General features: G+C 74.7%; 26 protein-coding genes. 14 read left to right on the top strand and 12 right to left on the bottom strand.

Features of this window, described 5'->3' with window-relative positions; genetic code table 11:
* Nucleotides 1–90 precede the first annotated feature (90 nt).
* On the bottom strand, nucleotides 91–1,008 hold the full coding sequence (locus KPL60_RS09960; RefSeq protein ID WP_226356278.1) for an oxygenase MpaB family protein: 918 nt from the start codon (nucleotides 1,006–1,008) through the stop codon (nucleotides 91–93).
* A 195-nt stretch (nucleotides 1,009–1,203) separates the two neighbouring features.
* On the opposite strand from KPL60_RS09960, the gene KPL60_RS09955 reads away from it, so the two are divergent.
* Nucleotides 1,204–1,872, top strand: coding sequence for a response regulator transcription factor (locus tag KPL60_RS09955; RefSeq protein WP_226365617.1), 669 nt, complete (start codon nucleotides 1,204–1,206; stop codon nucleotides 1,870–1,872).
* Here KPL60_RS09955 and KPL60_RS09950 read toward each other — a convergent pair.
* A complete protein-coding gene (locus KPL60_RS09950; RefSeq protein WP_226365616.1) occupies nucleotides 1,830–2,477 on the bottom strand; it encodes a TetR family transcriptional regulator in 648 nt (215 codons plus the stop codon). The two genes, KPL60_RS09955 and KPL60_RS09950, sit on opposite strands and share 43 nt — an antisense overlap.
* Before the next feature lie 57 nt (nucleotides 2,478–2,534).
* On the opposite strand from KPL60_RS09950, the gene KPL60_RS09945 reads away from it, so the two are divergent.
* The 6 genes from KPL60_RS09945 to KPL60_RS09920 all read left to right on the top strand — a co-directional run bounded on the left by KPL60_RS09945 (nucleotide 2,535) and on the right by KPL60_RS09920 (nucleotide 8,558).
* A complete protein-coding gene (locus tag KPL60_RS09945) occupies nucleotides 2,535–4,154 on the top strand; it encodes an anthranilate synthase component I (RefSeq protein WP_226356281.1) in 1,620 nt (539 codons plus the stop codon).
* Nucleotides 4,151–4,801, top strand: a complete 651-nt coding sequence (locus tag KPL60_RS09940) for a Trp biosynthesis-associated membrane protein (RefSeq protein WP_226356282.1) — start codon at nucleotides 4,151–4,153, stop codon at nucleotides 4,799–4,801. Before KPL60_RS09945 ends, KPL60_RS09940 begins: the two co-directional genes overlap by 4 nt.
* 49 nt (nucleotides 4,802–4,850) lie before the next feature.
* The gene (trpC, locus tag KPL60_RS09935; protein ID WP_308016717.1) at nucleotides 4,851–5,720 is read left to right on the top strand and encodes an indole-3-glycerol phosphate synthase TrpC; all 870 of its coding nucleotides are present in this window, start codon (nucleotides 4,851–4,853) and stop codon (nucleotides 5,718–5,720) included.
* Nucleotides 5,721–5,723: 3 nt separating this feature from the next.
* Nucleotides 5,724–6,656: a prolipoprotein diacylglyceryl transferase gene (lgt, locus tag KPL60_RS09930; protein ID WP_226365615.1), complete on the top strand. Its 933-nt coding sequence runs from the start codon at nucleotides 5,724–5,726 to the stop codon at nucleotides 6,654–6,656.
* Complete coding sequence (locus tag KPL60_RS09925) at nucleotides 6,653–7,291, top strand: DUF2461 domain-containing protein (protein ID WP_226365614.1); 639 nt, start codon at nucleotides 6,653–6,655, stop codon at nucleotides 7,289–7,291. The genes lgt and KPL60_RS09925 overlap by 4 nt, the downstream gene beginning before the upstream one ends.
* 235 nt (nucleotides 7,292–7,526) lie before the next feature.
* Nucleotides 7,527–8,558 carry a M28 family peptidase gene (locus tag KPL60_RS09920; RefSeq protein WP_226356285.1) on the top strand — a complete coding sequence of 344 codons (1,032 nt, stop codon included), beginning with the start codon at nucleotides 7,527–7,529 and terminating at the stop codon, nucleotides 8,556–8,558.
* 34 nt (nucleotides 8,559–8,592) lie between these two features.
* On the opposite strand, the gene KPL60_RS09915 is transcribed toward KPL60_RS09920, so the two are convergent.
* On the bottom strand, nucleotides 8,593–8,943 hold the full coding sequence (locus KPL60_RS09915; protein WP_226356286.1) for a VanZ family protein: 351 nt from the start codon (nucleotides 8,941–8,943) through the stop codon (nucleotides 8,593–8,595).
* Nucleotides 8,944–9,054: 111 nt separating this feature from the next.
* Between KPL60_RS09915 and pyk the strand changes: the two genes are divergently transcribed.
* The 5 genes from pyk to KPL60_RS09890 are packed head-to-tail and all read left to right on the top strand — an operon-like array spanning nucleotide 9,055 to nucleotide 13,938.
* A complete protein-coding gene (gene pyk / locus KPL60_RS09910; protein ID WP_226356287.1) occupies nucleotides 9,055–10,479 on the top strand; it encodes a pyruvate kinase in 1,425 nt (474 codons plus the stop codon).
* Nucleotides 10,480–10,504: 25 nt separating this feature from the next.
* Nucleotides 10,505–11,422 carry an acyl-CoA thioesterase II gene (locus tag KPL60_RS09905; protein ID WP_226356288.1) on the top strand — a complete coding sequence of 306 codons (918 nt, stop codon included), beginning with the start codon at nucleotides 10,505–10,507 and terminating at the stop codon, nucleotides 11,420–11,422.
* Nucleotides 11,419–12,129: a dienelactone hydrolase family protein gene (locus KPL60_RS09900; protein ID WP_226356289.1), complete on the top strand. Its 711-nt coding sequence runs from the start codon at nucleotides 11,419–11,421 to the stop codon at nucleotides 12,127–12,129. The genes KPL60_RS09905 and KPL60_RS09900 overlap by 4 nt, the downstream gene beginning before the upstream one ends.
* Nucleotides 12,130–12,148: 19 nt before the next feature.
* Nucleotides 12,149–13,462, top strand: a complete 1,314-nt coding sequence (locus tag KPL60_RS09895) for an O-acetylhomoserine aminocarboxypropyltransferase/cysteine synthase family protein (protein WP_374228629.1) — start codon at nucleotides 12,149–12,151, stop codon at nucleotides 13,460–13,462.
* Nucleotides 13,459–13,938 carry a CoA-binding protein gene (locus tag KPL60_RS09890; protein ID WP_226356291.1) on the top strand — a complete coding sequence of 160 codons (480 nt, stop codon included), beginning with the start codon at nucleotides 13,459–13,461 and terminating at the stop codon, nucleotides 13,936–13,938. The genes KPL60_RS09895 and KPL60_RS09890 overlap by 4 nt, the downstream gene beginning before the upstream one ends.
* Before the next feature lie 77 nt (nucleotides 13,939–14,015).
* On the opposite strand, the gene KPL60_RS09885 is transcribed toward KPL60_RS09890, so the two are convergent.
* The 3 genes from KPL60_RS09885 to KPL60_RS09875 all read right to left on the bottom strand — a co-directional run bounded on the left by KPL60_RS09885 (nucleotide 14,016) and on the right by KPL60_RS09875 (nucleotide 16,294).
* The gene (locus tag KPL60_RS09885) at nucleotides 14,016–14,240 is read right to left on the bottom strand and encodes a hypothetical protein (protein ID WP_226365612.1); all 225 of its coding nucleotides are present in this window, start codon (nucleotides 14,238–14,240) and stop codon (nucleotides 14,016–14,018) included.
* Nucleotides 14,241–14,460: 220 nt separating this feature from the next.
* Entirely contained in the window at nucleotides 14,461–14,940 is a 480-nt protein-coding gene (locus KPL60_RS09880) for a hypothetical protein (RefSeq protein WP_226356293.1), read from the bottom strand.
* A 112-nt stretch (nucleotides 14,941–15,052) separates the two neighbouring features.
* On the bottom strand, nucleotides 15,053–16,294 hold the full coding sequence (locus KPL60_RS09875; protein ID WP_226365611.1) for a DUF418 domain-containing protein: 1,242 nt from the start codon (nucleotides 16,292–16,294) through the stop codon (nucleotides 15,053–15,055).
* A gap of 99 nt (nucleotides 16,295–16,393) precedes the next feature.
* Between KPL60_RS09875 and KPL60_RS09870 the strand changes: the two genes are divergently transcribed.
* The gene (locus KPL60_RS09870) at nucleotides 16,394–17,380 is read left to right on the top strand and encodes a malate dehydrogenase (RefSeq protein ID WP_226356295.1); all 987 of its coding nucleotides are present in this window, start codon (nucleotides 16,394–16,396) and stop codon (nucleotides 17,378–17,380) included.
* A gap of 206 nt (nucleotides 17,381–17,586) precedes the next feature.
* Here KPL60_RS09870 and KPL60_RS09865 read toward each other — a convergent pair whose 3' ends face one another.
* The 5 genes from KPL60_RS09865 to treZ form a co-directional block, all read right to left on the bottom strand.
* Complete coding sequence (locus tag KPL60_RS09865) at nucleotides 17,587–18,666, bottom strand: ABC transporter ATP-binding protein (RefSeq protein ID WP_226356296.1); 1,080 nt, start codon at nucleotides 18,664–18,666, stop codon at nucleotides 17,587–17,589.
* 15 nt (nucleotides 18,667–18,681) lie between these two features.
* The gene (locus tag KPL60_RS09860; protein WP_226365610.1) at nucleotides 18,682–20,013 is read right to left on the bottom strand and encodes an ABC transporter substrate-binding protein; all 1,332 of its coding nucleotides are present in this window, start codon (nucleotides 20,011–20,013) and stop codon (nucleotides 18,682–18,684) included.
* A gap of 49 nt (nucleotides 20,014–20,062) precedes the next feature.
* Nucleotides 20,063–20,938 carry a carbohydrate ABC transporter permease gene (locus KPL60_RS09855; RefSeq protein ID WP_226365609.1) on the bottom strand — a complete coding sequence of 292 codons (876 nt, stop codon included), beginning with the start codon at nucleotides 20,936–20,938 and terminating at the stop codon, nucleotides 20,063–20,065.
* Nucleotides 20,935–21,897, bottom strand: a complete 963-nt coding sequence (locus KPL60_RS09850; RefSeq protein ID WP_226365608.1) for a carbohydrate ABC transporter permease — start codon at nucleotides 21,895–21,897, stop codon at nucleotides 20,935–20,937. The genes KPL60_RS09855 and KPL60_RS09850 overlap by 4 nt, the downstream gene beginning before the upstream one ends.
* A gap of 147 nt (nucleotides 21,898–22,044) precedes the next feature.
* Complete coding sequence (gene treZ / locus KPL60_RS09845; protein ID WP_226356300.1) at nucleotides 22,045–23,790, bottom strand: malto-oligosyltrehalose trehalohydrolase; 1,746 nt, start codon at nucleotides 23,788–23,790, stop codon at nucleotides 22,045–22,047.
* An 83-nt stretch (nucleotides 23,791–23,873) separates the two neighbouring features.
* Between treZ and KPL60_RS09840 the strand changes: the two genes are divergently transcribed.
* Nucleotides 23,874–24,326 carry a DUF5709 domain-containing protein gene (locus KPL60_RS09840; protein WP_226356301.1) on the top strand — a complete coding sequence of 151 codons (453 nt, stop codon included), beginning with the start codon at nucleotides 23,874–23,876 and terminating at the stop codon, nucleotides 24,324–24,326.
* Between the two features lie 58 nt (nucleotides 24,327–24,384).
* On the opposite strand, the gene treY is transcribed toward KPL60_RS09840, so the two are convergent.
* Nucleotides 24,385–26,751 carry a malto-oligosyltrehalose synthase gene (treY, locus tag KPL60_RS09835; protein WP_226365607.1) on the bottom strand — a complete coding sequence of 789 codons (2,367 nt, stop codon included), beginning with the start codon at nucleotides 26,749–26,751 and terminating at the stop codon, nucleotides 24,385–24,387.
* Nucleotides 26,752–26,754: the final 3 nt, after the last annotated feature.

The raw sequence follows: 26,754 nt of genomic DNA, 5'->3' as shown, positions 1-26,754 counted from the left end.
CGGACCTCCGGTGCTCGGCACGCCGCGCCCGTCGCGCCGCCTGTACCGGCACCGTGCCGGACCGGCCCGGCCGCGGCAAGGTCCGCGGGCTCAGGGATGCGCCGGCGGCATCGGGGGCGGCTGGGCCGGGGCGGAGGTGACCCACCGGATCCCGGCGGTGACGGCGTGCCCACCGGCCCGCACGACGGTCGCCTCGGCGACGGGCAGCCACGGCAGCCGCAGCGGCATCCGCGTCCAGCGCGGCATCAGCCCCACCGACGCGGCGGCCAGCACCGAGTACGGCACCCGTGCGGCGAGCGGTAGCGGCGGCTCCCACAACAGGAACCGGGCGGCGTCGCGGGCCGCGGGGGTCCCGGCCAGCTCGGGCCGGTACCCGTCGAGCTGCGCCCGCAGCTCCGCGGTGGACTCCGGCGGGTCGGGCACGCCCAGCTCACGGGCGACGCGTGCGGCGTCGGCGACGTAGGCGTCGCGGCCCGCGGCGTCGAGCGGGGTGCTGCCGTAGCGGTCGTGCGCGGCGAGGAAGCTGTCGATCTCGGCGATGTGCACCCAGCGCAGCAGGTGCGGGTCCGACGCCGAGTAGGGGCGCCCGTCCGGCGCGGTCCCGCGGACGTGGACGTGGGCCCGCCTGATCCGGGCGATCACCCGCTCGGCCTCCTCGGCCGGGCCGAACGTCGTCGCGGCCAGGAAGTACGAGGTGCGCTGCAGCCGTCCCCACGGGTCGCCCCGGAACCCGGAGTGCCCGGCGACCCCGGCCATGGCCAGCGGGTGCAGTGACTGCAGCAGCAGCGCCCGCAGCCCGCCGACGAACATCGACGCGTCGCCGTGCACGGTGCGGATCGCGGCGTCCTCGGCGAACCAGCGCGGGCCCTCGGCGCCGAGGACGCGGGCGCGGCGGCCGGAGCCCTCGTCCCCGGCGACCCGGCTGAACACCGCCGAGCCGATCCGCGAGCGCAGGGCCGCGAGCCGGTCGGTGACGGCGTCGGGGAGCCGGGCGGACAGATCGACCATGGCCCCAGTGTGCGGTCGCACCCCGGCCGCGGCCACCGGGTCGGCGGCCTCCGGCGGTCCCGAGGGCGGGACGGCTGCGGCAGCCGGGTGACAGTCTTGCTCCCGTGGTGGCGTGCTCACCGGCCGCTCGGCGAGGCGGTGCGGGGACACGCCGACGGGCGCGGTAGGACGGTGACCGGCGTACGGAGGGGAGCGATGACGAGCGACGCGAGCGTCGGGGTCCTGCTGGCCGACCAGGAGGAGCCGGTCCGCACCGGGCTGCGCGCGGTGCTCGACGCCGACCCCGGCATCACCGTCCTCGGCGAGGCCGCCGACGGCGACGCGGTCCCCGGCCTGGTCACCCGGCTGCGGCCCGAGGTCGTGCTGGCCGACGTCCGCATGCCCGCCGTCGACGGCGGCACCGCGGCCCGGGCGCTGCTGCGCCGCCCCGGCCCGCCCCGGGTGCTGGTCCTCACCACCTTCGGCCACGACCGGTACGTCCTGGACGCGCTGTGCGCCGGGGCCGGTGGCTTCCTGCTGAAGCGGACCCCGCCGCGCGACGTGGTCCGGGCCGTGCACACCGTCGCCGCGGGCGAGTCGCTGCTGTTCCCGGCGGCGGTGCGCGAGCTCGTGGCCGGGTTCGCCACCGACGACGGCGACCGGCTCGCCGCCGCCGGGCTGACCGCGCGGGAGGGCGGGGTGCTGCGGCTGATGGCGCGCGGGCTGTCCGACGCCGAGATCGCCGGGGAGCTGGCGCTCGGCGTGGGCACGGTGACGACCGACGTCGCCGCGGTGCTGGCCAAGACCGGGTCGCGGGGCCGGACCCAGGCCGTCGTCGCCGCCTACTCCTCGGGGTTCGTCGACCCCAGGTTCCCGGTCAGGTAGCGCTGCACGGTGGGCCCGACCGCGGCGACGACGTCCTCGCGCGGTGCCGAGGCCAGCGGCTCCAGCCGCACCACGTAGCGCATCATGCCGAGCCCGATCAGCTGGGAGCCGACGAGCGCGCCCCGCTCGTCGGGCCGGTCGGGGGAGTGCGCCCGGGTGACCGGGCGCAGGATCGCGCCGCCGACGAACTCACGCAGCATCCGCGCCGCGATGTCGTGACCCGCGACGCTGCGCAGCACCGCCGCCATCGGGGCGCCGCCGCCGGTGTCCCAGACCGTCAGGAACCCCCGCACGATCCGCTCGCCGACCCGGTCGGCCGGGCCGTCCAGCACCATCCGCCGGATCTGTGCGGGGTCGACCGGCAGGTCCAGCGCGGCGAGGAACAGCTTCTCCTTGCCGCCGAACCAGTGGTTCACCATGGCCGGGTCCACCCCGGCCCGCTCGGCGATCCGGCGGACCGTGGCGCCGTCGAAGCCGCGGTCGGCGAACTCGGCGCGGGCGGCCGCGAGCAGCCCGGCCCGGGTGTCCGCGCCGCCGGACCGGCGGCCACGACGCCGTGGCGACGCCCCCGGGTCCGGGGGTGCGGTGGCGCTCGGTTCGGTCATGCGCCCCATCCTCACCCGCGCGAGGGCGGCCGTCACTGCTCGGGGACAATGAGTCGCATGACCCAGCGGACCCAGAACGCATCCGGTGGCGCGACGACGACCGGGGCCCCCGCCCCCGCGGTTCCCGCGGCCGCCGCCCTGGGCGCGGTGAGCCCCACCCGTGAGGAGTTCCGGGAGCTGGCCCGCGCGCACCGGGTCATCCCGGTGACCCGGCGGCTGCTGGCCGACGACGAGACCCCGGTCGGGGTCTACCGCAAGCTCGCGGGCGGGACCGCGGGCACGTTCCTGCTGGAGTCCGCCGAGAACGGCCGGTCCTGGTCGCGGTGGTCGTTCGTCGGGGCCCGCAGCGCCGCCGCGCTCACCGCCGTCGACGGCGAGCTGGTCTGGACCGGGGAGGTCCCCGACGGCCTGCCCACCACCGGCGACCCGCTCGACGCGCTGCGCACCGTGGTCACCGAGCTGCACTCCGAGCCGCTGCCCGGGCTCCCGCCGCTGACCGGCGGCATGGTCGGCTACCTCGGCTACGACATCGTCCGCCGCGTCGAGCGCATCGCCGACCCGGACGACCCGGCCGTCGACGACCTGGCGCTGCCCGAGCTGGTCATGCTGCTGGCCACCGACCTGGCCGCGCTCGACCACCACGAGGGCACCGTCACCCTGATCGCGAACGCGATCAACTGGGACGCCACCGACGAGCGCGTCGACCAGGCCTACGACGACGCCGTCGCCCGGCTGGACCGGATGACCGGCGAGCTCGCCGTGCCCGCGCCCAGCTCGGTCGCGGTGTACACCCCGACCCGCCCGGAGTTCCTCCGCCGGCGCACCCCCGAGCAGCACCACGCCGCGATCGAGGACGCCAAGGAGCAGATCCGCGCCGGCGAGGCGTTCCAGATCGTGCTCTCGCAGCGCTTCGAGATGGAGTGCGACGCCGACCCGCTCGAGGTATACCGGATCCTGCGCACCACGAACCCGAGCCCGTACATGTACCTGCTGCGTCTCGACGACGCGGCGGGCGGGCCGCCGTTCTCCATCGTCGGGTCCAGCCCGGAGGCGCTGGTCAGCGTGCTCGACGGGCGCGCCACCACGCACCCCATCGCGGGCACCCGCTGGCGCGGCGCGACCGACGAGGAGGACCAGCTCCTGGAGAAGGAGCTGCGCGGCGACGAGAAGGAGCGCGCCGAGCACCTGATGCTCGTCGACCTCGGCCGCAACGACCTGGGCCGGGTGTGCGAGCCCGGCACGGTGACCGTGCGGAACTTCTTCGAGATCGAGCGCTACAGCCACGTCATGCACCTGGTGTCGACGGTGACCGGGCTGCTGCGCGGCGACCGCACCGCGTTCGACGCCGTCGTCGCCTGCTTCCCGGCCGGCACCCTGTCCGGGGCGCCGAAGGTGCGGGCCATGCAGGTCATCGACCGGCTGGAGCCGACCCGCCGCGGCCAGTACGGCGGCATCGTCGGCTACCTCGACTTCGCCGGCAACGCCGACACCGCGATCGCCATCCGCACCGCGATGATCCGCAACGGGACCGCGTACGTGCAGGCGGGCGGCGGGATCGTCGCCGACTCCGACCCGGCCGCGGAGGACATGGAGTGCCTGAACAAGGCCCGGGCGGTGCTCTCGGCCGTCGCCGCGGCCGGGTCCATGTCACCCCCGCCGGCCCCGGGCAGCGCGTGACGGCGCCCGGCGACGACGGGGCCGCCGCGCCCGCGGCGGACCGCACCGACCGGCGGGCACTCGGCCTGACCGTGCTCGGCCTGCTGCTCGGCGCCGGGGCGCTGTGGGGCGCCGGGGCGGCCGAGTGGTTCGTGCTGGAGGTGCCCACCGCGACCCGCGGCACCGTCGAGCTCGGCGCCACCGGCGCGCAGCTGCAGCCCGCGGTCACCGCGGTCGCGGCGCTGCTGGTGGCGGCCGTCGCCGCGCTGGTCGCGCTGTCCGGGATCGCCCGCCGCGTGCTGGGCGTGCTGGTCGGGCTCGCCGGGGCGGCCGCGGTGGTGCTGACCCTGCGGCTGGTCGCCGTGCCGCCGTCGGCGGTGGAGCTGGCCTCGGCCCGTTCCGGGCTGACCGCCCCGAACGCCCCCGCGGGCTCCGGCGCGGTCTCGGCGACGCCGTGGCCCTGGCTGGCCGTCGCCGGCGGGGTCGTCGCGCTCGCCGCGGCGGTGCTGCTGGTGGTCCGCGAGCCGCGGCTGCCGCGGCTCGGCGCCCGGTACGCCGCACCGGGGACGCAGGCGGCCACGACACCGGCCGACCCCGACCGGGCGGCCTGGGAACGGCTCGACGCCGGCGGCGACCCGACCGTCGGCCCGCGTGAGGGGGAGAACTAGCATGACCTCGACGTCCGGGCGACGCGCGAGCGGAGGAGGAGTCGGCCCTGTGAGCACTACGGGCACTGCCGGTACTGCCGGACACCCGAACGGGACACCGGGTCGCGTACCCAGCGTCCTCGAGTCCATCGTGGACGGGGTCCGGGAGGACCTCGCCGAGCGCGAGAGCGTCGTCGACTTCGCCGAGATCAAACGGCGGGCCGCGGCCGCGCCGCCGCCGCGGGACGCGATGGCGGCCCTGCGCGAGCCGGGTGTCGGCGTCATCGCCGAGGTGAAGCGGGCCAGCCCGTCGAAGGGGTCGCTCGCCGACATCCCCGACCCGGCCGACCTCGCCGATGCCTACTCCGCCAACGGCGCGCGGGTGATCAGCGTGCTCACCGAGCAGCGCCGCTTCGGCGGCTCGCTGGCCGACTTCGACGCCGTCCGCGCCCGGGTCGACACCCCGCTGCTGCGCAAGGACTTCGTCGTCACGCCGTACCAGGTGCACGAGGCCCGTGCGCACGGCGCGGACGTCGTGCTGCTGATCGTCGCCGCGCTGGAGCAGCCGGTGCTCGCCTCGCTGCTGGACCGCGTCGAGTCCCTCGGGATGACCCCGCTGGTCGAGGTGCACACCGAGGAGGAGTGCGACCGCGCCCTGGAGGCCGGCGCCACCCTGATCGGCGTGAACGCCCGCAACCTGCACACCCTCGAGGTGAACCGGTCGGTCTTCGGTGAGATCGCGCCCGGGCTGCCGTCGCACGTCCTCAAGGTCGCCGAGTCCGGCGTCCGCGGCCCCGGTGACCTGCTCACCTACGCGGGCTGGGGTGCCGACGCGGTGCTGGTCGGCGAGGGCCTGGTGACCAGCGGTGACCCGGCGGCCGCGGTCCGCGGGCTGGTCGCGGCCGGGTTCCACCCGTCCTGCAGCCGCAACGGCGGCTGAGCCGTGCTCGTCACGCTCGCCGCGGCGCTCCCGACGTACATCCCCAGCCCGGACCGCGGTGTCTGGCACCTCGGCCCGATCCCGATCCGGGCGTACGCGCTGTGCATCATCGCCGGCATCGCGGTCGCCCTGTGGTGGGGCGAGCGTCGGCTGCAGGCGCGCGGCGGGCGGGCCGGGACGGTGCTCGACGTCGCGGTGTGGGCGGTGCCGTTCGGCCTGCTCGGCGGGCGGCTCTACCACGTCGCCACCGACTGGCGGACCTACTTCGGCCCCGGCGGCAACCCGTGGGGTGCGCTGGAGATCTGGAACGGCGGGCTCGGGATCTGGGGCGCCATCGCGCTCGGCGGGGTCGGGGCCTGGATCGGCTGCCGCCGCCACGGCGTCCCGCTGCCGCTGTTCGCCGACGCGGTCGCGCCCGGCATCATCGTCGCCCAGGCGATCGGGCGGCTCGGGAACTGGTTCAACCAGGAGCTCTACGGCGGCCCGACCACCCTGCCCTGGGGCCTGGAGATCTACCGCCGCGTCGACCCCGCGACCGGGCTGGACGACCCGCTCGGCGGCGTCGCGCTCGACCCGACACCGATCGCGGTCGTGCACCCCACGTTCCTCTACGAGCTGCTGTGGAACCTCGTCGTCGCCGCGCTGATCGTGCTGGCCGACCGCCGGTTCCGGCTCGGCCACGGCAAGGTGTTCGCGCTCTACGTCGCGGGCTACACCCTCGGCCGGTTCTTCATCGAGCTCATGCGTACCGACCCGGCGACCCGCGTGTTCGGCGACGTCCGGATCAACGTCGTCGTCGCGGCCGTCGTGTTCGTCGGGGCGGTGCTCTACGTCGCGTTCGCCCGGCGCGGCCGCGAGGAGTACGTCGCGCCCGAGCCGGAGGACACCACCGCGCCCGGGGAGCAGGGCAAGCCCCAGGAGCACGAGGACGCGTGAGCGCGTTCGCGGGCTTCGGCGACGGCGCCGTCGAGTTCTACGACGGCCTGCTCGCCGACAACTCACGGGCGTACTGGACCGACCAGCGCGAGGTCTACGAGACCGACGTCCGCGGCCCGATGACGGCGCTGCTCGCCGACCTCGAACCGGAGTTCGGGGCGGGCAAGGTGTTCCGGCCCTACCGCGACGTGCGCTTCGCCGCGGACAAGACGCCGTACAAGACCCACTGCGGCGGCTTCGCCGAGCCGTTCTACGTCGAGGTGTCCGCGGACGGGATGCTCGCCGCGGGCGGCTACTACTACATGGCGCCCGACCAGCTGACCCGCTACCGCGAGAGCGTCGACGACGAGCGCCGCGGCGAGGACCTGCGGGCCCGGCTCGACACCGCCCGCGCTGCCGGGCTCACCGTCGACGGCCAGACGCTCAAGACCCGCCCGCGCGGCACCGACCCTGGCCACCCGCGGCTGGACCTGCTGCGACACAAGGGGCTCTACGTGTCGCGGAGCTGGCCGCCGGACGACGTGCTGCACGGCCCGCGGGCCCGGGACCGGGTCCGCACGGTGTGGCGGGCCTCCCGCCCGGTCACCGAGTGGCTCGACGACCACGTCGGCCCCAGCGAGCTCCCGCGCCGCTGACCCGCCGCGGCCGCGCCGCCGCCGCGCCGTCGGGTCGGTCGTGCCGCCGCCGTGCCGCCGCCGTGCCGCCGCGCTGTCGCCGGGTCGTGTCACCGTGCCGCGCCGACGGTCCGGGCGGCGCCGGGCGGGTTTCCGTGACACGGTCGACAACCTGCGCGGTGATCCGGACGACGGCCGGGGTACGAACACCGCGGACGGGCCGACGCGGTCCGGGTCGACGCACGGGGGAGTGGGCATGGGAGTGCAGGGGCGGACGCGGGGCCGGCGCACCCGTGACGGGCTGCTGGCGCTGGTGACGGCGGCGTTCGTCGTCGCCGGGTGCACCGCCGCCGGGCCCGCCACCGCGCCGCCGCCCGCCGGGGCGCTGTCCCAGCAGGTCACCGGCGCCGCGACCGGCGAGGCAGCGGTGCCGCACCTGCGGGCCCTGGAGCGCATCGCCGACGACAACGGCGGCAACCGCGCCGCCGGGACGCCCGGCTACGACGCGACGGTCGACTACGTCGCCGGCGTGCTGCGCGACGCCGGGTTCGACGTCACCACCCCCACCTACGACGCCGGGGACGGTCGCGAGCTGCGCAACGTCGTCGCCCGCACCCGCGGCGGCGACCCCGCCCGGATCGTGCTCGCCGGCGCCCACCTCGACTCCGTGCGGGCCGGCCCCGGCATCAACGACGACGGCAGCGGCATCGCCGGGCTGCTCGCCGCGGCGACCGCGCTCGGCCCGCAGCCGGGCGTCGGCGCCACCGTCTCCTTCGGCTTCTGGGGCTCGGAGGAGGACGACCTGCAGGGCTCGACCGGCTACGTGCGGTCCCTGTCGGAGGAGGAGCGCGAGCACCACCTGCTCTACCTCAACGCCGACATGCTCGGCTCACCCAACGGCGGCTACTTCGTGCAGGGCGGCCGCGGCGAGGACGACGAGGAGCGGGGCCCGTCCGGGTCCGGCGTCGTCGCCTCGGTGCTGGCCGAGGAGCTGGCCGCGGCGGGCGCCCCGCAGCCCGAGACCATCGGCCTCTACGGCGACGACGACGGCCCCTTCGCCGAGGTCGGCATCCCGGTCGCGGGCGCGGTCACCGGCGACGAGGACACCAAGTCCCGCTCCCAGGCCCAGCTCTGGGGCGGCGAGGCGGGCCGGGCCTACGACGGCTGCTACCACTCGGCCTGCGACCGGATCGGCAACGTCGACACCGTGAAGCTGGACCGCTACACCCGCGCGATCGCGGCGACCCTGGCCCGTTTCGCCGACGCCACCCAGCGCCCCTCCGGCTGAGCCGGCCCGCCCGGCGGTGTGGGGACGGTCGGCCTCAGAGCCGCGAGGACGACGTCCGCCCCGGGCGCCGCCGCGCCACCAGTGCGGCCAGCCCCACCCCGAGTACCGCCCCGGCGACGTCGACGAGCGCGTCGAGGACGTCCCCGCTGCGCCCGATCGGCAGCAGCGCCTGCGCGACCTCCGACGCCGCGGCGTAGACGACCAGCCCGCCCAGCAGCGGCCACACCCGGATCCCGGCGGCCCGCCCGGTCCACGCCAGCAGCGCGAACAGCAGCAGGTGGACGACCTTGTCGGTGCCCGGAGGTGCCGTCGGTACCCCGGACGCCGGGGTGAACAGGACCACCAGGCTCAACAGGACCGACAGGACGAACGGCTGGACGCGCACGCCCCCAGTCTGCTCCACCGGTGACCGCCGGGATGAACACCGTCGAACCGGACGCCGACAGGCCGGGTTCCCGTCGTCCTGATCGTTCCAGACAGCGCTACCCTGATAGCCGTGACACGTCGAACCAAGATCGTCTGCACCATCGGTCCGGCCACGGCGACCCCGGACCGGATCCGTGACCTCGTGGAAGCGGGCATGGACGTGGCCCGGCTCAACTTCAGCCACGGGGACCGCGCCGACCACAAGCGCGTCTACGAGATGGTCCGCGACGCCGCCGACTCGACCGGGCGCGCCGTCGGCATCCTCGCCGACCTGCAGGGCCCGAAGATCCGGCTCGGCCGCTTCACCGACGGGCCCACCGAGTGGGCGACCGGCGAGGAGGTGCGGATCACGGTCGACGACGTGGCCGGCACCCGCGACCGGGTCTCCACGACCTACAAGGGCCTCGCCCAGGACGCCCAGGTCGACGACCGGATGCTCGTCGACGACGGCAAGGTCGGCCTGCGGGTCGTCGCCGTCGACGGCAACGACGTGGTCTGCCGGGTCACCGAGGGCGGCCCCGTCTCGGACAACAAGGGCCTGTCGCTGCCCGGGATGAACATCTCGGTGCCCGCGCTGTCGGACAAGGACATCGCGGACCTGGAGTTCGCGATGTCGCTGCGGGTCGACGTCGTCGCGCTGTCGTTCGTGCGCAGCCCCGCCGACATCGACCTCGTCCACAAGATCATGGACAACACCGGCGCCGGCCGCGTCCCGGTGATCGCGAAGCTGGAGAAGCCGGAGGCCGTCGACAACCTCGAGGCCGTCGTGCTCGCCTTCGACGGCATCATGGTCGCCCGCGGTGACCTGGGCGTGGAGCTGCCGCTGCAGAACGTGCCGCTGGTGCAGAAGCGCGCGGTGCAGATCGCGCGGGAGAACGCCAAGCCGGTCATCGTCGCGACCCAGATGCTGGAGTCGATGATCACCAGCTCGCGCCCGACCCGCGCCGAGGCCTCCGACGTCGCGAACGCCGTCCTCGACGGCACCGACGCCGTGATGCTGTCCGGTGAGACCAGCGTCGGCCGCTACCCGATCAAGACCGTGCGGACGATGGCCGAGATCGTCGAGGCCGTCGAGGCGGGCCCGGCCGACGTGCCGCCGCTCAACCACGTGCCCCGCACCAAGCGTGGCGTGCTGTCCTACGCCGCCCGCGACATCGGCGAGCGGCTCTCGGCGCGGGCGCTGGTCGCGTTCTCCCAGTCCGGTGACACGGTGCGCCGCCTGGCCCGGCTGCACACCCGGCTCCCGCTGCTGGCGTTCACCCCGGAGCCCGCGGTGCGCAGCCAGCTCGCGATGACCTGGGGCGTCGAGACGTTCCTGGTCGACAAGGTCGACTCGACCGACGCGATGATCCGCCAGGTCGACCACGCGATCCTGTCGATCGGCCGGTTCAAGCCGGGTGACCTGGTGGTCGTCGTCGCCGGGTCGCCGCCCTCCACGGTCGGGTCGACCAACCTGATCCGGGTGCACCGCCTGGGCGAGGACGACCACGCCTGAGGCCGGTTGGGCATACTCACCGACCGTGAGTGCCGATTCCGCAACCGCGCAGACCGCAGCCGACGGTGAACCGCGCGGCCAGGCCGTCCTCGACGACCTGGTCGCGCTGCTGGACCTGGAGCGGCTGGAGGACAACCTCTTCCGCGGGGTGAGCCCGCCGGTGTCGCTGCCCCGCGTGTTCGGCGGGCAGGTCGCGGGCCAGGCGCTGGTCGCCGCGGGCCGCACGGTGCCGGCCGACCGGGGCGTGCACTCGCTGCACGCCTACTTCATCCGGCCCGGGGACCCGAGCATCCCGATCGTCTACGAGACCGAGCGGGTCCGCGACGGCCGGTCGTTCACCACCCGCCGGGTGCTCGCCATCCAGCGCGGCGAGCCGATCTTCTCGCTGTCGGCGTCGTTCCAGCTGCCGCAGAACGGTCTGGAGCACTCCCAGCCGATGCCCTCGGACGTCCCCGCGCCGGACGCCGTCGACGACCTCGGCACCCGCGCCGCCCGCGGCGACGGCGGCTGGATGGCCGGGCTGCCGCGCCCGCTGGACATCCGGCTGATCGACGAGCCGTCCTGGTCGCAGGACCACCCCGGCCCGTCCGACGACCCGATGCGGCTGTGGCTGCGCGCCGACGGCGAGCTGCCCGACGACCCGCTGCTCCACGTGTGCCTGCTCACCTACGCCAGCGACCTGACCCTGCTGGGGTCGGTCGTCGCCCGCCACGACGTGCCCCGGACCGGGCTGCAGATGGCGAGCCTGGACCACGCGATGTGGTTCCACGCGCCGTTCCGGGCCGACGAGTGGCTGCTCTACTCGTGCTTCTCGCCGGCCGCGTCCGGCGGGCGCGGCCTCGCGAGCGGCCGCTTCTTCACCGCCGACGGCCGCCTGGTCGCCACCACCATGCAGGAGGGACTCGTCCGGGTCCCGCGCGCCGGGAGGGACGCACGCCCATGACCGTCGAGTCCGAGATCTCACTGCCCAGTGTCAACGGCGGCAGGCTGCCCGGCTTCCTGGCCCGCCCCGAGACCACCACCCCGGGCCCGGCGATCGTGATGATCTACGAGATCTTCGGGATGACCCCGGAGATGCGCCGGATCGCCCGCGAGCTGGCCCGCGAGGGCTACACCGTGCTGATCCCGGACCTGTTCGCCCGCGGCCGGGTGAAGCCGTTGTGCATCGCCTCGACGGTGGCGACGATGGCCACCGGCCGCGGCGCCGCGCTCGGCGACTGCGAGTCCGCGCGTCGCTGGCTGGCCGACCAGCCCACCGTCGACGCCGACCGGATCGGGGTCATGGGGTTCTGCATGGGCGGCGGGTTCGCGATGCTGCTGTCCCAGAGCGGTCTGTACCGGGTCGCGGTGCCGTTCTACGGCCGCGCCGGCGTCGAGGTGGAACCGGTCTGTCCGGTCGTCGCCAGCTTCGGCGGGCGGGACGCGCAGTTCGCCGACGGCTACCCGCAGCGCCTGGAGGCCGACCTGACCGAGCGGGGGATCCCGCACGACGTCGTCGTCTACCCCGAGGCCGGGCACTCGTTCATGACGCGCACGCCGGGTGTGAAGGGTGCGGTGGCGCGCCGGACGCCGCTGCACGCGGAGTACCACGAGCCGTCGGCGACGGACGCGACGGAGCGGGTGCGGGCCTTCCTGCGCGACCACCTGTAGCCGGGGCAGGATGGGGGGTGTGAGCGAGCGCGATGATCAGCAGGACCGGGCCTGGGGCTTCCGCACCCGGGCCGTGCACGCGGGGACGGTGCCGGACGCCGCGACCGGCTCCCGGGCGGTGCCGATCCACCAGACGACCAGCTACGTCTTCCGCGACACCGACGACGCCGCGGCGCTGTTCGCGCTGCAGAAGTACGGGCTGATCTACTCCCGGATCGCCAATCCGACGGTGGCGGCGCTGGAGGAGCGCCTGGCCAGCCTCGACGGGGGCATCGGCGCGGTGTGCACGGCCAGCGGGCAGGCCGCCGAGTTCCTCACCTTCGCCGCGCTCGCCGGGGCGGGGGACCACGCCGTCGCCGCGGCCGGGCTGTACGGCGGCACCATCACCCAGCTCGACGTGACGCTGCGCCGCTTCGGCGTCGACACGACCTTCGTGCCGGGCACCGACCCGGCCGACTACGCCGCCGCGATCCGCGACAACACCAAGTTCGTCTTCGCCGAGGTCGTGTCCAACCCGGGCGGCGAGGTCGCCGACATCGCCGGACTCGCCGAGGTCGCGCACGCGGCCGGGCTCCCGCTGATCATCGACGCGACGCTGGCGACGCCGTACCTGTGCCGGCCGCTGGAGCACGGCGCGGACATCGTGATCCACTCGGTGACGAAGTTCCTCGGCGGTCACGGCACCACCCTCGGCGGCGTCGTGATCGAGTCCGGCCGCTTCGACTGGGGCAACGGCCGCTTCCCCGGGATGACCGAGCCGGTCCCGTCCTACGGCGGGCTCACCTGGTGGGGCAACTTCCAGGAGCTCGGGTTCCTCACCAAGCTGCGTGCCGAGCAGCTGCGCGACGTCGGCGCCACGCTGTCCGCGCACTCGGCGTTCCTGCTGATGCAGGGCGTCGAGACGCTGCCGCAGCGGATGGAGGCCCACGTCGCCAATGCGCAGAAGATCGCCGAGTGGCTCGAGGCCGACCCGCGGGTGGAGTACGTGACCTACCCCGGGCTGCCGTCGCACCGGCACCACCAGCGGGCTCGCCGGTACCTGCCCGCGGGGCCGGGCGCGGTGTTCGCGTTCGGGGTGCGCGGTGGCCGGGCCGCCGGGGCGCGGTTCATCGAGTCGGTGCAGCTGTGCAGCCACCTCGCCAACGTCGGCGACGCCCGCACCCTCGTCCTGCACCCCGGGTCCACCACCCACCAGCAGCTCACCACCGAGCAGCTGGAGCACGCCGGCGTCCCCGAGGACATGATCCGGATCTCGGTCGGGCTGGAGGACCCGGACGACATCGTCTGGGACCTCGACCAGGCCCTCACCGCCTCGCAGAAGGAGACCGCGTGACCTGGGAGAACCCGCCCGCGTGGCGGCGGCAGCAGATCCTGCGCGACACCCGCACCGTCGCCGTCGTCGGGGCGAGCCCGAACCCGGCCCGGGCCAGCAACTTCGTCGCCACCTACCTGCTGGCCTCGACCGGTTTCGAGGTGTACTTCGTCAACCCGAACGCGACCACGATCCTCGGGCGCCCGGTGTACCCCTCGCTCGCGGAGCTGCCGGTGGTGCCGGACCTGGTCGACGTGTTCCGCCGCCCCGAGGACCTCGACGGGGTGCTCGACGAGGTGCTCGCCCTCGACCCGGCGCCGTCGACGTTCTGGCTCCAGTTCGGCCTGTTCGACGAGGAGCTGGCCCGCCGCGCGGAGGCCGCCGGCCTGACCGTGGTGATGGACCGGTGCCTCAAGGTGGAGCACGCGCGCTTCGCCGGCGGGCTGCACCTGGCCGGGTTCGACACCGGAGTGATCACCTCGCGGCGCCGGGACTGACCCGCCGCGGCCGGCCGGGATCGGCCCGCTCGGACCGGTCCGTTGTGCCGACCGGCCGGGACCGGCCCCCGTCGCGGTCAGATCCGCTCGGGGGCCCGCTCGCCGTCGTCCTCGACGGCGTCGTCGATCGCCAGCTCCCGCTCGGTCGGCGGGTCGGCCTCGGCGCGGGCCTGCTCGGCCGCGTCCTCGGCCTCGTCCCGCGACGCGTACTGCGTGAGGACCCCGCACCCGCAGTCGCACCGCACCACCCACCGGTCGGCGACGTCGGCCATCTGCAGCACCTGCGGGTCGTGACCGTCCACCAGGACCTCCTCGGCGGCGAGTGTGTGAGCGGCATCATTGCGCGACGCAGCACTCCGGCGCCATTCGTGACAGGGGGTCGTCGGCCGACGGTCCGGGAGCGACGAGCTGCGGCCACTCCCACACGCCGGCCGCCGCGCCGGGCGTTGCGTCCGCGTGGTCACGACCACCGGAACGCGACGCCCGACGCCGGGGGCACGCGTCGCCGGAACCGGGCCGGTCTCACCAGCCGAGCAGACCGACCAGGAAGGCGTGGATCAGCCAGAACGGGGCGAACGCCAGCGCCACCAGCCCACCGGGGCCGACCCCGCGCCGGGCCGGGAACACCAACGCCAGAGCCGCGAGCCCCCACGGCACGACCAGCGCGAGCGCACGCAGCGGCCACGACCCGACCCCGGTGAACAGGGCCAGCAGCAGCGCCACCGCCACCCAGCCGGCCGCCGCGGCCACACAGCGGGGGAGCACGGCGGCGACGCCCGGGAGCTGCGGGGACCGGTCGGCGACCGCGGCCCGCTCCGGCTCCGTGCCCGGTGGGTACGGCGGCGCCCCCGGCAGCGGGGCGTGGGGCGGGACGGAGCCGGGGTCGATCCCGGAGAACCCCGGGGCGCCCTGCCACGACGGCGTCGCCCCGGCCGCGCCGGGCGGGTCCGGCCGCGCCGGCTCGTCCGGTCCGGGCCGGTCGGCGGGGTCGGTGCCGCTCATGCCGGGAGCCTAGACCGCCGCCCGCCCCGCGGGCCCGGCCGCGCCGCACGATGATCGCCGGGAGTGGAGTGCAGAACGCAGCGGGGTGCGTCCGGCGCTCCACTCCCGGCGATCATGGTCCGGCGGGGCGGTGTGCGGGAGCCGGGGTGCGGCCGTAGGTCAGCCGGCGCAGCAGCACCTCGGCCGGGCCGCGGTGGCCTCGGCGCCCGGCCACCACGGCGACGACGACGGTCACCAGCCACACCCCGGCCCCGCACAGCGTCGCCGCCCACAGCGGCAGGCCCGCGCCGAGCCCGAGCGTCCAGGCCGGGAACAGGGCCACGAACGCGACCGACTGCGCCAGGTACCCGCTCAGCGAGCGCCGCCCCAGCGCGACCAGCGCGCGGGCCGCCCACCCGCCCGGCACCGGTCCGGCCTCGCCCGGGGACCGGTACACGGCCCCCGGACCGTCCGGCGCCGCGCCGGCGGAGCGTGTCCGTCGCGCGACGACCAGCCCGGCCAGCGCCGCGTACCCGGCGCCCGCGGCGTAGCCGGTCACCGCGTGCAGCACCCCGACCACGAGCGCCACCGGCTCCGACGGCGTCCACACCCCGGCGGCGACCAGCCCCAGCGGCAGGCCGCCCACGACCCCGGCGCCGATCCCCGCGACGGCGACCCGGCGCAGCGCGCGACGGTGCCGGGCCGGGGCGTCGAGCCACCCGGCGCGGGCGACGAGGACCCCCGCGACCGCCGCCCCCAGGAGCCCGACCGCGCTGATCAGCAGGTTGCCGAACAGCCACTCGCCGAACCGCTCCACCGCCGCCGACAGCACGTCCGGCGCGACCAGCGACGGCGACGCCGACGCCGCGTCGGACCGGGTCAGCGCGACGGGGGCGTAGAGCAGCGCCAGCAGCGTCGTCGCGGCCACCCCGGTGAGCACCAGCACCGCGGTCGACCCGCGGACCAGCACCGGCGCGAGGCCCACCGCGATCAGCCCGTAGGCGGCGACGAAGTCCCCGTGCCACAGCAGCACCGCGTGCGCGGCACCGACGGCGAACAGTGCCCCGCCCCGGCGTCGCACCAGGGCCAGGACCTGGTCGGGCCCGGCACCGGCGCGGATCGCGCGGCGGGCGAGCCCGGCGATGCCGTAGCCGAACAGCAGCGCGAAGAGCGGATAGGCCCGGCCGTCGACCAGGGTCAGCTGCGCCGCGGCGAGCCAGGCGTCGACGCCGGTCGGGTCGAGCGGGTAGGCGCGCACGCCGATGCCGCGGTGGGTGACGAAGGTGTGCGCGTTCGCGACGGCGATGAGCAGCAGCGCCGCGCCGCGGGCCAGGTCCGGCGCCGGTGCACGACCGGTCACCGGGACGTCACGCATCACGGCCCACGCTACCGGCGGTGTGGTTCCCGCCACGCGTGGCGGTGGGTGTGCTCCCCGTCGCGGTACGCAGGCGCGATCAGGGCTAGGGTCCGTGGCGTGTCTGCTACCCCCGTTACCGTTACCGTCACCGGAGCCGCTGGCCAGATCGGTTACGCGCTGCTCTTCCGGATCGCCTCCGGGCAGCTGCTGGGGCCCGACACCCCGGTCAAGCTGAACCTGCTGGAGATCCCGCAGGCCGTGAAGGCCGCCGAGGGCACCGCGATGGAGCTCGACGACTGCGCGTTCCCGCTGCTGCGCGGCATCGACATCTTCGACGACGCGAACGCCGCGTTCTCCGGCACCAACGTCGCGCTGCTCGTCGGCGCCCGTCCCCGCAGCAAGGGCATGGAGCGGGGCGACCTGCTCGAGGCCAACGGCGGCATCTTCGGCCCGCAGGGCAAGGCGATCAACGCCGGTGCCGCGGACGACGTGCGCGTCCTGGTCGTCGGCAACCCGGCCAACACCAACGCCCTGATCGCCCAGGCCTCCGCGCCCGACGTCCCGGCCGAGCGGTTCACCGCGATGACCCGCCTCGACCACAACCGCGCGCTGGCGCAGCTGTCGAAGAAGCTCGGCGTCGGCCTCGACGAGATCAGCAAGCTCACGATCTGGGGCAACCACTCGGCCACCCAGTACCCGGACCTCTTCCACGCCGAGGTCGGCGGCAAGATCGCCGCCGAGCAGGTCGAGCGGGAGTGGCTGGAGAACGACTTCATCCCGACCGTCGCCAAGCGCGGTGCCGCGATCATCGAGGCCCGGGGCGCGTCCTCGGCCGCGTCGGCCGCGAACGCCGCCATCGATCACGTCTACGACTGGGTCAACGGTACCCCGGCCGGCGACTGGACCTCCGCCGCGATCCCGTCGGACGGCTCCTACGGCGTCCCCGAGGGCATCATCTCCTCGTTCCCGGTCACCTCCGAGAACGGCGAGTGGAAGATCGTCCAGGGCCTGGAGATCGACGAGTTCTCCCGCGGGAAGATCGACGCGAGCGTCGCGGAGCTGGTCGAGGAGCGCGACACCGTCGCCAAGCTCGGCCTCATCTGAGCCGACCGCACACGGACCGCGGCCCCGCACCCGTCACGGGTGCGGGGCCGCGGTGCGTCCGGAGCCGCTCCCCGGTGATCGCCGATCCGCGCGCTGATCCGCGCCGCGCGCGCGTCCGGACACGCGCGCCGAGCGGATCTGCGCGCGGACAGCGGATCAGCGCGCGGGCCGCGGATCAGCGCGCGGGCTGCGGCACCGTGGCCGGGTCACCCCAGGCGGGCGCCGGTGCCGCCGTCGAACAGGTGGGTGCGGTCCGGGTCGGGGACCAGCCGCAGCCGGGTCCCGCGCTCCGGCGGGGTGCGCGCGTCGACCCGGGCGACCAGCGTCGTCCCGGCCCCGTCGTGCCCCGCGTCCTCGGTGAGGGTGCCGTAGACGTAGGCGTCGGCCCCCAGCTCCTCGACGACGTCGACGGTCACCTCCAGCCCGTCCCCGGCACCGGCCGGGCGCAGGTCCTCCGGCCGGATCCCGACCGTGACCGTGCCCGACGACGAGGCCGGCACCGCGATCTGTGCCCCACCCAGGGCGACCTGCCCGGAGCCGTCCACCGGCACCGTCACCAGGTTCATCGCCGGCGACCCCACGAACCCGGCGACGAAGGCGTTCACCGGCCGCTCGTAGAGCTCGCGCGGGGTGGCGCACTGCTGCAGCACCCCGCCCGAGAGCACCGCGACGCGGTCGCCCATCGTCATCGCCTCCACCTGGTCGTGGGTGACGTAGACGGTGGTGACACCCAGGCGCCGCTGCAGCGACGCGATCTGGGTGCGGGTGGACACCCGCAGCTTCGCGTCCAGGTTGGACAGCGGCTCGTCCATGCAGAACACGGCGGGCTCGCGCACGATCGCGCGGCCCATCGCGACCCGCTGACGCTGCCCGCCGGACAGGGCACGCGGCTTGCGGTCCAGCAGCCCCTCCAGGTCGAGGATCGTCGCCGCCTCGGCGACGCGGCGGGCGATCTCGTCCTTCGGGCGGCCCGCGTTGGTCAGCGCGAAGCCCATGTTCGCGGCGACCGTCATGTGCGGGTAGAGCGCGTAGTTCTGGAACACCATCGCGATGTCGCGGTCCTTGGGCCGGACGTCGGTGACGTCGCGGTCGCCGATCCGGATGGCGCCGGCGTCGACGTCCTCCAGGCCCGCGAGCATCCGCAGCGACGTCGACTTCCCGCAGCCGGACGGCCCGACGAGCACGAGGAACTCGCCGTCGGCGATCTCCAGGTCCAGCCCGTCGACGGCGGGGGTGTCCGACCCGGGGTAGATCCGCGTCGCCGAGTCGTAGGTGACCGTTGCCATGTCAGCGTCCCGCCATCAGATGTTGGGCTTCACGTCGGTGTCGAAGATCCGGGTCAGCGTGCCCTTGAGGGTGGTGAGCTCGCCCTGCACGTCGGCCCGCTGGTTGAGGATGTTGGCACAGGTCCGCGCGATCTCCTGGTCGGCGCCCGGGAAGAACGCGCGCGCCCGGTCCTGGGTGCGGGTCCGGTCGAGCTGGTCGATCGCGACCTTGCGCAGCGGGGTCTGGGCGAGCAGCGGCCCGGTGTTCGCCGAGGTGCGGATCGGGAGGTAGCCGGTGGCCTGGGAGAACAGCACCGTGTTCTCCGGGCTGGTCAGGAACTTCGCGAACGCCGCCGCGGCGAGCTGGCGCTCCGGCGGGACCCCGGCCGGGATCCCGAGCCCCGCGCCGCCGGTCGGGCACACCGGCCCGGCGACCGGGCCCGCGGGCAGGAATCCGGCGCCGACGTCGAACCGGGCCGCGTCGAGCACGGTGACCAGCGAGCCGGTGGAGCCGACCGTCGCCGACACCGCCCCGGCACCCAGGTCGGTGGTGCCGTCGGTGGCGGCGACGCCGGCCCAGCCCGAGGTCACCGCGTTCTGCAGGGCCGAGACCGCGCGGACCGCCTCGGGGGAGTCGCAGGTGACGTCCCACTCGTTCGACCAGGCACCGCCCTCGCCCCAGAGGTTGTTCTGGAACGACCAGCCGGCGTAGTCGGCCAGGGCGGGGAGCTGGTACGCCTTCTGCGCGCCGGTCCCCGCGGCCTGCAGCTTCGGCCCCCACCCGGCCATCTCGGCCCAGGTCGCGGGAGCGCGGTCGGGCAGACCGGCCTTCTGCCAGTGCGCCTTGTTGTAGTAGAAGATCGGCGTCGAACGGGCCCAGGGCAGCGCCCAGAGCTTGCCGTCGTAGCGGTAGTCCTCGATCAGCTGCTGCTGGTAGTCGGCGGTGTCGATGCCGGTCGCGGCGATCAGCGGGTCCATCGGCACGATGGAGCGCTGCATGTAGTAGCGGAACCACCAGACGTCGGAGAGCACGACGAGGTCGGGCAGCTGGGAGCCGCCGCCGGCCTGCGCGGTCTGGAAGCGCTGCGCGATCTCCTCGTAGTTCGCGCCCGCGGTCACCAGGTTGACCTTCGTGCCCGGGTTGGCCCGCTGGTAGGCGTCGATGATCTGGCGCGACACCTTCTCCGAGCTACCCGGGTTGTTCGTCCACCAGGTGATCTCCTTCGCCGGCTGCACGCCGGAGTAGTCGACCTCCGGGACGGCGGCGGGCCCGCCGCCGCTGGTGGAGGGGCCACCGCAGGCGGCCAGCGCCGCGGCGGCGCCGGTGATGCCGGCGAACTTCAGGAATCCGCGACGGTCGAGATGCATGGCAGCTGGCGTCCTTTCGGGGTGAGGGGAGGAGGAGCGGGGAGCGGTCTCAGTCCTTGACCGCACCTTGGGTCAGCCCGGCGATGATGTGGCGCTGGAGCGCGATGAAGACGATCAGGACCGGTACGATGACGGCGACCGACCCGGCCATGAGCTGGCCGTAGGCCGCGGCCCGGTTGTCCACGTTGGCCAGCAGGGTGAGCCCGACCGGCAGCGTCATCATCTCCGGCTTCGAGATGATCACGAGCGGCCAGAGGTAGTCGTTCCACTCGTAGACGATGGTGATCAGCGCGACGGTGGCGACGGTCGGCGCGGACACCGGCAGGATGACCCGGGTGAGCCGGCGCCAGTGCCCGGCGCCGTCGAGCTCCGCGGCCTCGAGCAGGCTCGGCGGCAGCGTGCGGAAGTGCTGGCGCAGCAGGAACGTGCCGAACGCCGTCCCGAGACCGGGCAGGATGATGCCCCAGTAGGTGTCCGCGCCGCCGAGCGCGGTGATCAGCGTGTAGTTCGGCAGCAGTGCCACCTGCGGCGGCACCATCAGCGTCACCAGCAGCCCGGCGAAGATCCAGTTCTTGAACGGGAAACGGACGAACACCAGCCCGTAGGCGGTGAACACGGCCAGCGCCACCTTGAGCGCGGCACCGACCGCGGTGACCAGCACCGAGTTGAGGAACACCCGGGCGAACGGCAGGCGCTCGGCGACGGTGGAGTAGTTCTCCGTCGTCGGCGCGGCGGGCAGCAGCGCCGGGGTCTGGGTGATGATCTCGGTCAGCGGCTTGAACGACGACAGCGTCATCCACAGCAGCGGGAACAGCACGACGAGCACGGCCACCAGCAGCGGGACGTAGGCGCTGGTCACGACCTCGAACAGGGCCCGCGGCGACAGCGCGCGGGACGACCGGGGCTCCGGAGCGGTGGTGGTCATGCGTAGTGCACCCGCCGCTCCATCCACCGCAGCTGGACCAGGGTGAAGACCACCAGCACCACGAACAGGATCGTCGACACCGCCGCCGAGTAGCCGGCCCGGTTGCTCGACCCGAACGCCTGCAGGTAGGCCTCGTAGATCAGCGTGGTCGTGCCCTGCCCGAGCGGGGTCATGATCCGGATCAGGTCGAAGGCCTGCAGCGAGTTCAGCGCGCTGGTGACGACCAGGAAGAACGTGACCGGCGAGAGCAGCGGCAGCACCACCCGGAAGAACGTCCGCGTCGACGACGCCCCGTCCAGCGCGGCGGCCTCCAGCAGGTCCTTCGGGATCGACTGCAGGCCCGCCAGGTAGATCACCGCGGCGTAGCCCATGTTCTTCCAGACGTAGACGATGCAGATCATCGCCAGCGACATCGACGGGTCGTTGAAGAAGTCCGGTGCGGTCCCGCCGAAGGCCCGGACGACCGCGCCGAGCACCCCGATCGACGGGTCGAACACGAACAGCCACACCAGCCCGACACCGACCCCGGACAGCACGTAGGGGGAGAACACCGCGGCCCGCGCGACGCCGGTCCCCGGCACCCGCCGGTTGAGCGCCAGCGCGATCAGCAGGCCCAGCACCATCGACCCACCGACGGTCACGACGGTGAACATCAGCGTCGTCCAGACGATCTCCGCCGACGACGACGAGGTCAGGAACGCGACGTAGTTCCCGAGCCCCACGAACGTCGCCGACGGTGACCCGAGGGTCCAGTTCAGCAGCGAGTACCGGACGTTCTCGATGACCGGGCGGTAGGCGAAGGCGACGATCAGCGCGGCGTTGGGCAGCACCAGGGCGAGGAACACCCAGAAGTCGTGCCGGTCCCGGGCGGTGAAGCGTCGCCGTCGCCGCGGCGGAGAGTGCGAGGTCGTACCCGGCGCCGTCGGCGTCGAGGCGGACCGGGTGGGGGTGGACGTCACGTGACCTCACGTCTGTCGCAGGGGCGAACGCGGGATCGCACCGTCGCGACCTCGCAGACCCTCGCAGTCTCGTGTGGCCCGGCCGTGTCACGTGTCCGGCGAACAGGTGAACGACGGCACTCGGACGGGTGACGCGAGAGGCTCTCGCTACTCCGCCACGCGGCAGATGGCGAATGCCTCCGCCGGAACGGTGAACGAGGAGCCGTCACTCGTCGTCGGCTCGGACGCCAGCAGGATCCGGGTGATCTCCGACCCGAGCGACAGCGTCACCGGCTCCGGGCCGAGGTTCACCACCACCCGCATCCGCCCGCGGGCGACGACGAGCGTGCGCGCCTGCTCGTGGACGTCGACGCCGATCCGGTCCAGCCACGGGTCCGACAGCTCCGGCCAGGCGCGGCGCAGCGCGATGAGCTCGCGGTGCATCCGCAGCAGCGTCGCGTGCGGCTCCTGCTCGGGCTCGGACCAGTCGAGCCGGGAGTCGGTGAAGGTGGACTCGGCGTTCGGGTCGGGCACCTCGGCGGCGTCGTCCCAGCCGTGGTCGGCGAACTCGGCGCGACGGCCGTCGCGGACGGCCTTCTGCAGGCCCGGGTCGCCGAAGCGGGAGAAGAACTGCCACGGCGTCCGCGCGCCCCACTCCTCGCCCATGAACAGCATCGGGGTGAACCCGGAGGTGAACAGCAGCGCCGCGCCGCAGGCCAGCAGGCCGGGGGACAGCGTGTGGGTCAGCCGGTCGCCGGTGGCGCGGTTGCCGATCTGGTCGTGGTTCTGCAGGTAGGTGACCAGCCGCGAGCCGGGGATGCGGGCGGTGTCGATCGGGGCGCCGTGGCTGCGCCGCCGGAACGACGACCAGGTGCCCTCGTGCAGGAACCCGCGGGTGAGCACGTGCGCGAGCCCGTCGAGGCCCGCCTCGGCGAAGTCGCCGTAGTAGCCCTGGGACTCGCCGGTGAGCACGGTGTGCAGGCAGTGGTGGACGTCGTCGGCCCACTGGGCGTCGAGGCCGTGCCCGCCGCCCTCCCGGGCGGTGATCATCCTCGGGTCGTTGAGGTCGGACTCGGCGATCAGCGACAGCGGGCGGCCGACGTGTGCCTCCAGCGCGGTCACCTCGACGGCGAGCTGCTCCAGCACGTGCTGGGCCCGGGTGTCGCGCAGCGCGTGGACGGCGTCGATGCGCAGCCCGTCGACGTGGAAGTCGCGCAGCCACATCAGCGCGTTGTCGATCATGTAGCGGCGGACCTCGTCGGAGCCCGCGGCGTCGAGGTTCAGCGACGGGCCCCAGATGTTGGAGCCGGCGAAGTACGGGCCGAACCGGTCGAGGTAGGCCCCGGACGGGCCGAGGTGGTTGTAGACGACGTCGAGCACCACGCCCAGGCCGCGGGCGTGGCAGGCGTCGACGAAGCGCTTGAAGGCGTCCGGGCCGCCGTAGTTCTCGGTGACGGCGTACCAGCCGACGCCGTCGTAGCCCCAGTTCACCGGGCCGTCGACGGCGTTGACCGGCAGCACCTCGACCAGGTCGATCCCGAGGGACACCAGGTGGTCGAGCCGGCCGATCGCCGTGTCGAACGTGCCGCCGTCGGTGAAGGTGCCGATGTGGCACTCGTAGAGCACCGACCCGGCCAGCGCCCGGCCGGTCCAGGTCTCGTCGGTCCACCAGAACGCGTCGTGGTCGTAGACGCGGGAGCGCTCGTGCACCCCCTTCGGCTGCCAGCGGGAGCGGGGGTCGGGCAGCGGCGTGGCGTCGTCGTCGAGCAGGAACGCGTAGTCGGTCCCGTGCCCGTGGTCGGGCTGGTCCGTGTGCCACCAGCCCCCCGGGGCGGGGTCGAGCGCGATCCGCTGCTCACCCACCAGCACGCTGACGCGGTTCCTGTCGGGGGCCCACACGGCGAACTCCGTCACGGACGACGATCCTTCCGCACCCGGTGGGGTCCGCGCGCGCCCGGCGGGGGGTGGGCCGGGTCACGCGCCGCTAGGCTGCCCCGATGAGCGACCCCGACGCAGGCGACGACCTCGACCAGGACGCGCAGCTCCAGCCCGAGGACACCCTGGAGTACGGCGGCGTGGCCGACGTGCTCGACGAGGGCTACTCGCCGCCCGAGCGGCCCTGGAACGCCCGCGACGACGAGAGCCTCGACGAGCGGCTGGCCGACGAGGTCCCCGACCCGTGGAACACCACCGACCCCGCGGCCCCCGAGCGCCCGGACCGTGACGTCGACGACGCGACGGGGGAGTACCTCGGCGACGCCCCCGGCACCGACGGCGAGCTGCGCGACGACGAGGTCGGCGACGCCCGGGCGGGCCGGCTCACCATCGACGACGCGTCCTTCGACGGCAGCGACGGCGGCGAGAAGGATCTCGTCGCGGGCGACGCCGGCATCGACGGCGCCGGTGCCTCGGCCGAGGAGGCCGCGGTGCACGTCGTCGAGGAGCCCTGAGCCCCGCACACGCGCGTGCCCCGGTCGCCGTCGGCGGCCGGGGCACGGTGACCGCAGGTCAGGCCGGGCGCACCAGCAGCGCGACCGGGTAGCGCGAGAGCAGGTCCGACAGGGCGGGCGCGGGACCGTCCACCGGGCGGTTCCCGATCATGTCGTGCCAGTCGTCGAAGCCGCCGGGCAGCGGCAGCCGGGTGTCGCCCCACCCGCCGCGGCGGGCCAGCCCCTCGGGCAGCCGGGTCGCGACGGCGACGAGCGCGCCCCCGCCGCGGGAGAACGCGACGGCGTGCTCCGCCGCGGTGCCCTGGGCGTCGACCCGGCCGTAGCCGCTGAACAGCTCCGGGCGGAACCGCCGCAGCCGCGCCGTCGCCGAGGTGACCAGCAGCTTCGCCGCACCGCCTCCGTCGACCGGTGGCTGCTCGCCGGCGTCGAGACGCTCCAGGATCGCGCGCCGGGCGTCCCAGTCGACCGGGCGCCGGTTGTCCGGGTCGACCAGCGAGTACTCGAACAGCTCGGTGCCCTGGTACACGTCCGGCACACCGGGCCCGGCCATCTGCAGGAGCTTCTGGGCCAGCGAGTTCGACCAGCCGGGCTCGGCGATCTCCGCGACGAACGTCTCGATCTCGGCGACGAGCTCGGTGTCGGCGAGCACCTGCTCCGGCCAGGCCGCGATCGCCTCGTCGACCTCGGCGACGGCGTCGATGTGCGAGGTCGCCAGCTTGGCCTCCTTGGAGGCCTTGCCGAGGTAGCCCGCGAGCCGGTCGGCCGGGATCGGCCACGCCCCGACCAGCGACTGCCAGGCCAGCAGCTCCAGCGACCGGTCCGGCAGCGGGTGGCGCACCGACCACTCGCGGACCTTCGCCGCCCACGACGCGGGACGCTCGGCGAGCACGGCGAGCCGCGCCCGGACGTCCTCCGAGCGCTTCGTGTCGTGCGTGGACAGCGAGGTCATGGTGCGCGACCGCCCGGCCTCCCGGCGGGCGAGCCCGGTGTGGAACTCCTCGGGCGTCACCCCGAACCGGGCCGGGTCGCCCCCGACCTCGTTCAGCGCGACGAGCCGGTTGTACCGGTAGAAGGCGGTGTCCTCGACGCCCTTCGCGGTGACCATCCCGGAGGTCTGCTGCAGCCGGGTCGCGTAGTCCGACCCGGGCTCGCGGACCAGCCCGGAGTGCAGCGCCCCCAGGACCGCGGCCAGGTCGGGGCGGCGGGTGCGCGCCACCGCGACCGCGGTGTCGGCGGCCGCCCGGCCCTCCGTGATCTCCGGGGTGAGGTAGGAGCGGTAGACCGGGAACCCGCACAGCAGCTCGGCGACCGCGTCGTGCAGGTCCTCGGCGGCGACGTCGGCCAGGTCGAGCCCGGTGGTGCCGGAGTCGGCGCCGGGTCCCGCGCGGAAGGCGTCGGCGATCCGGCGCACCTCCGCGACCAGGATCTCCCGGACGACGAGGTGGCGGCCGTCGTCCTCGACGGCGTGCGCGGAGCGCTTCTCCCCGGTGTGCTCGGCGGCGAACTGGGTGAGCAGCCCCGCCCCGTCCGGGTCGACGAGCACCCCGCAGACCTCGCGCAGTGCCTCGTAGCCGGTGGTGCCGTCGACCGGCCAGGAGATCGGGAGCTCCTCGCCGACCCCGAGGATCTTCTCGACGAGCAGCCACCGGCCCGGGCCGAGCTCGGCGCGCAGCCGGCGGGCGTAGCCGCCCGGGTCGGACAGGCCGTCCGGGTGGTCCACCCGCAGCCCGACGACGGTGTCGTCGGAGCGCACGATGTCGAGCACCGTGCGGTGGGCGTCGGCGAACACCGCCGGGTCCTCGACCCGGACCGCGGCGAGGTCGCTGACGTCGAAGAACCGCCGGTAGGTCAGCTCTGCGGCGCCGCGCCGCCAGGACACGAGCCGGTAGTGCTGGCGGTCGTGCACCTCCTGCGCGGTGCCCTCGCCGGTCCCGGGCGCGAGCGGGAAGCGGTGCTCGTAGTAGCGGAGCTCGCCGTCGGTCACCGACAGCTCGGTGAGCGCCTTCTCCTCGTCAGCGTCGAGCACCGGCAGCAGGATCGGCCCGGCGCCCCAGTCGACGTCGAAGTGTCCCGCCCACCGCGACGCCTCGCCGTGCGTGAGCACGTCCCACCACCACGGGTTCTCCGCGGGCTTCGCGACGCCGACGTGGTTGGGGACGATGTCGATCAGCATCGTCAGCCCGTGCTCGCGCAGCGTCGCGAGCAGCGACCGCAGCCCCTGCTCACCACCGCGCTCACCCGACACCCGGGTCGGGTCGGTCACGTCGTAGCCGTGGGTGGACCCGGCCGTGGACTCCAGCAGGGGGGAGGCGTAGAGCGCCCCGATCCCCAGCCGGTCCAGGTAGCCGGTGAGCGCGGCCGCGTCGGCGAAGGTCTGCTCCGCCGACAGCTGCAGCCGGTAGGTCGATCCCGGAAGGCGCGTCACGCC

Origin of the sequence: Pseudonocardia sp. ICBG162 (assembly GCF_020496225.1) — a bacterium.
In the GTDB taxonomy this organism is placed as follows: domain Bacteria; phylum Actinomycetota; class Actinomycetes; order Mycobacteriales; family Pseudonocardiaceae; genus Pseudonocardia; species Pseudonocardia alni.
Note: the sequence above shows the minus strand (reverse complement) of the source record. Positions and strands in the feature narration are given on the sequence as shown.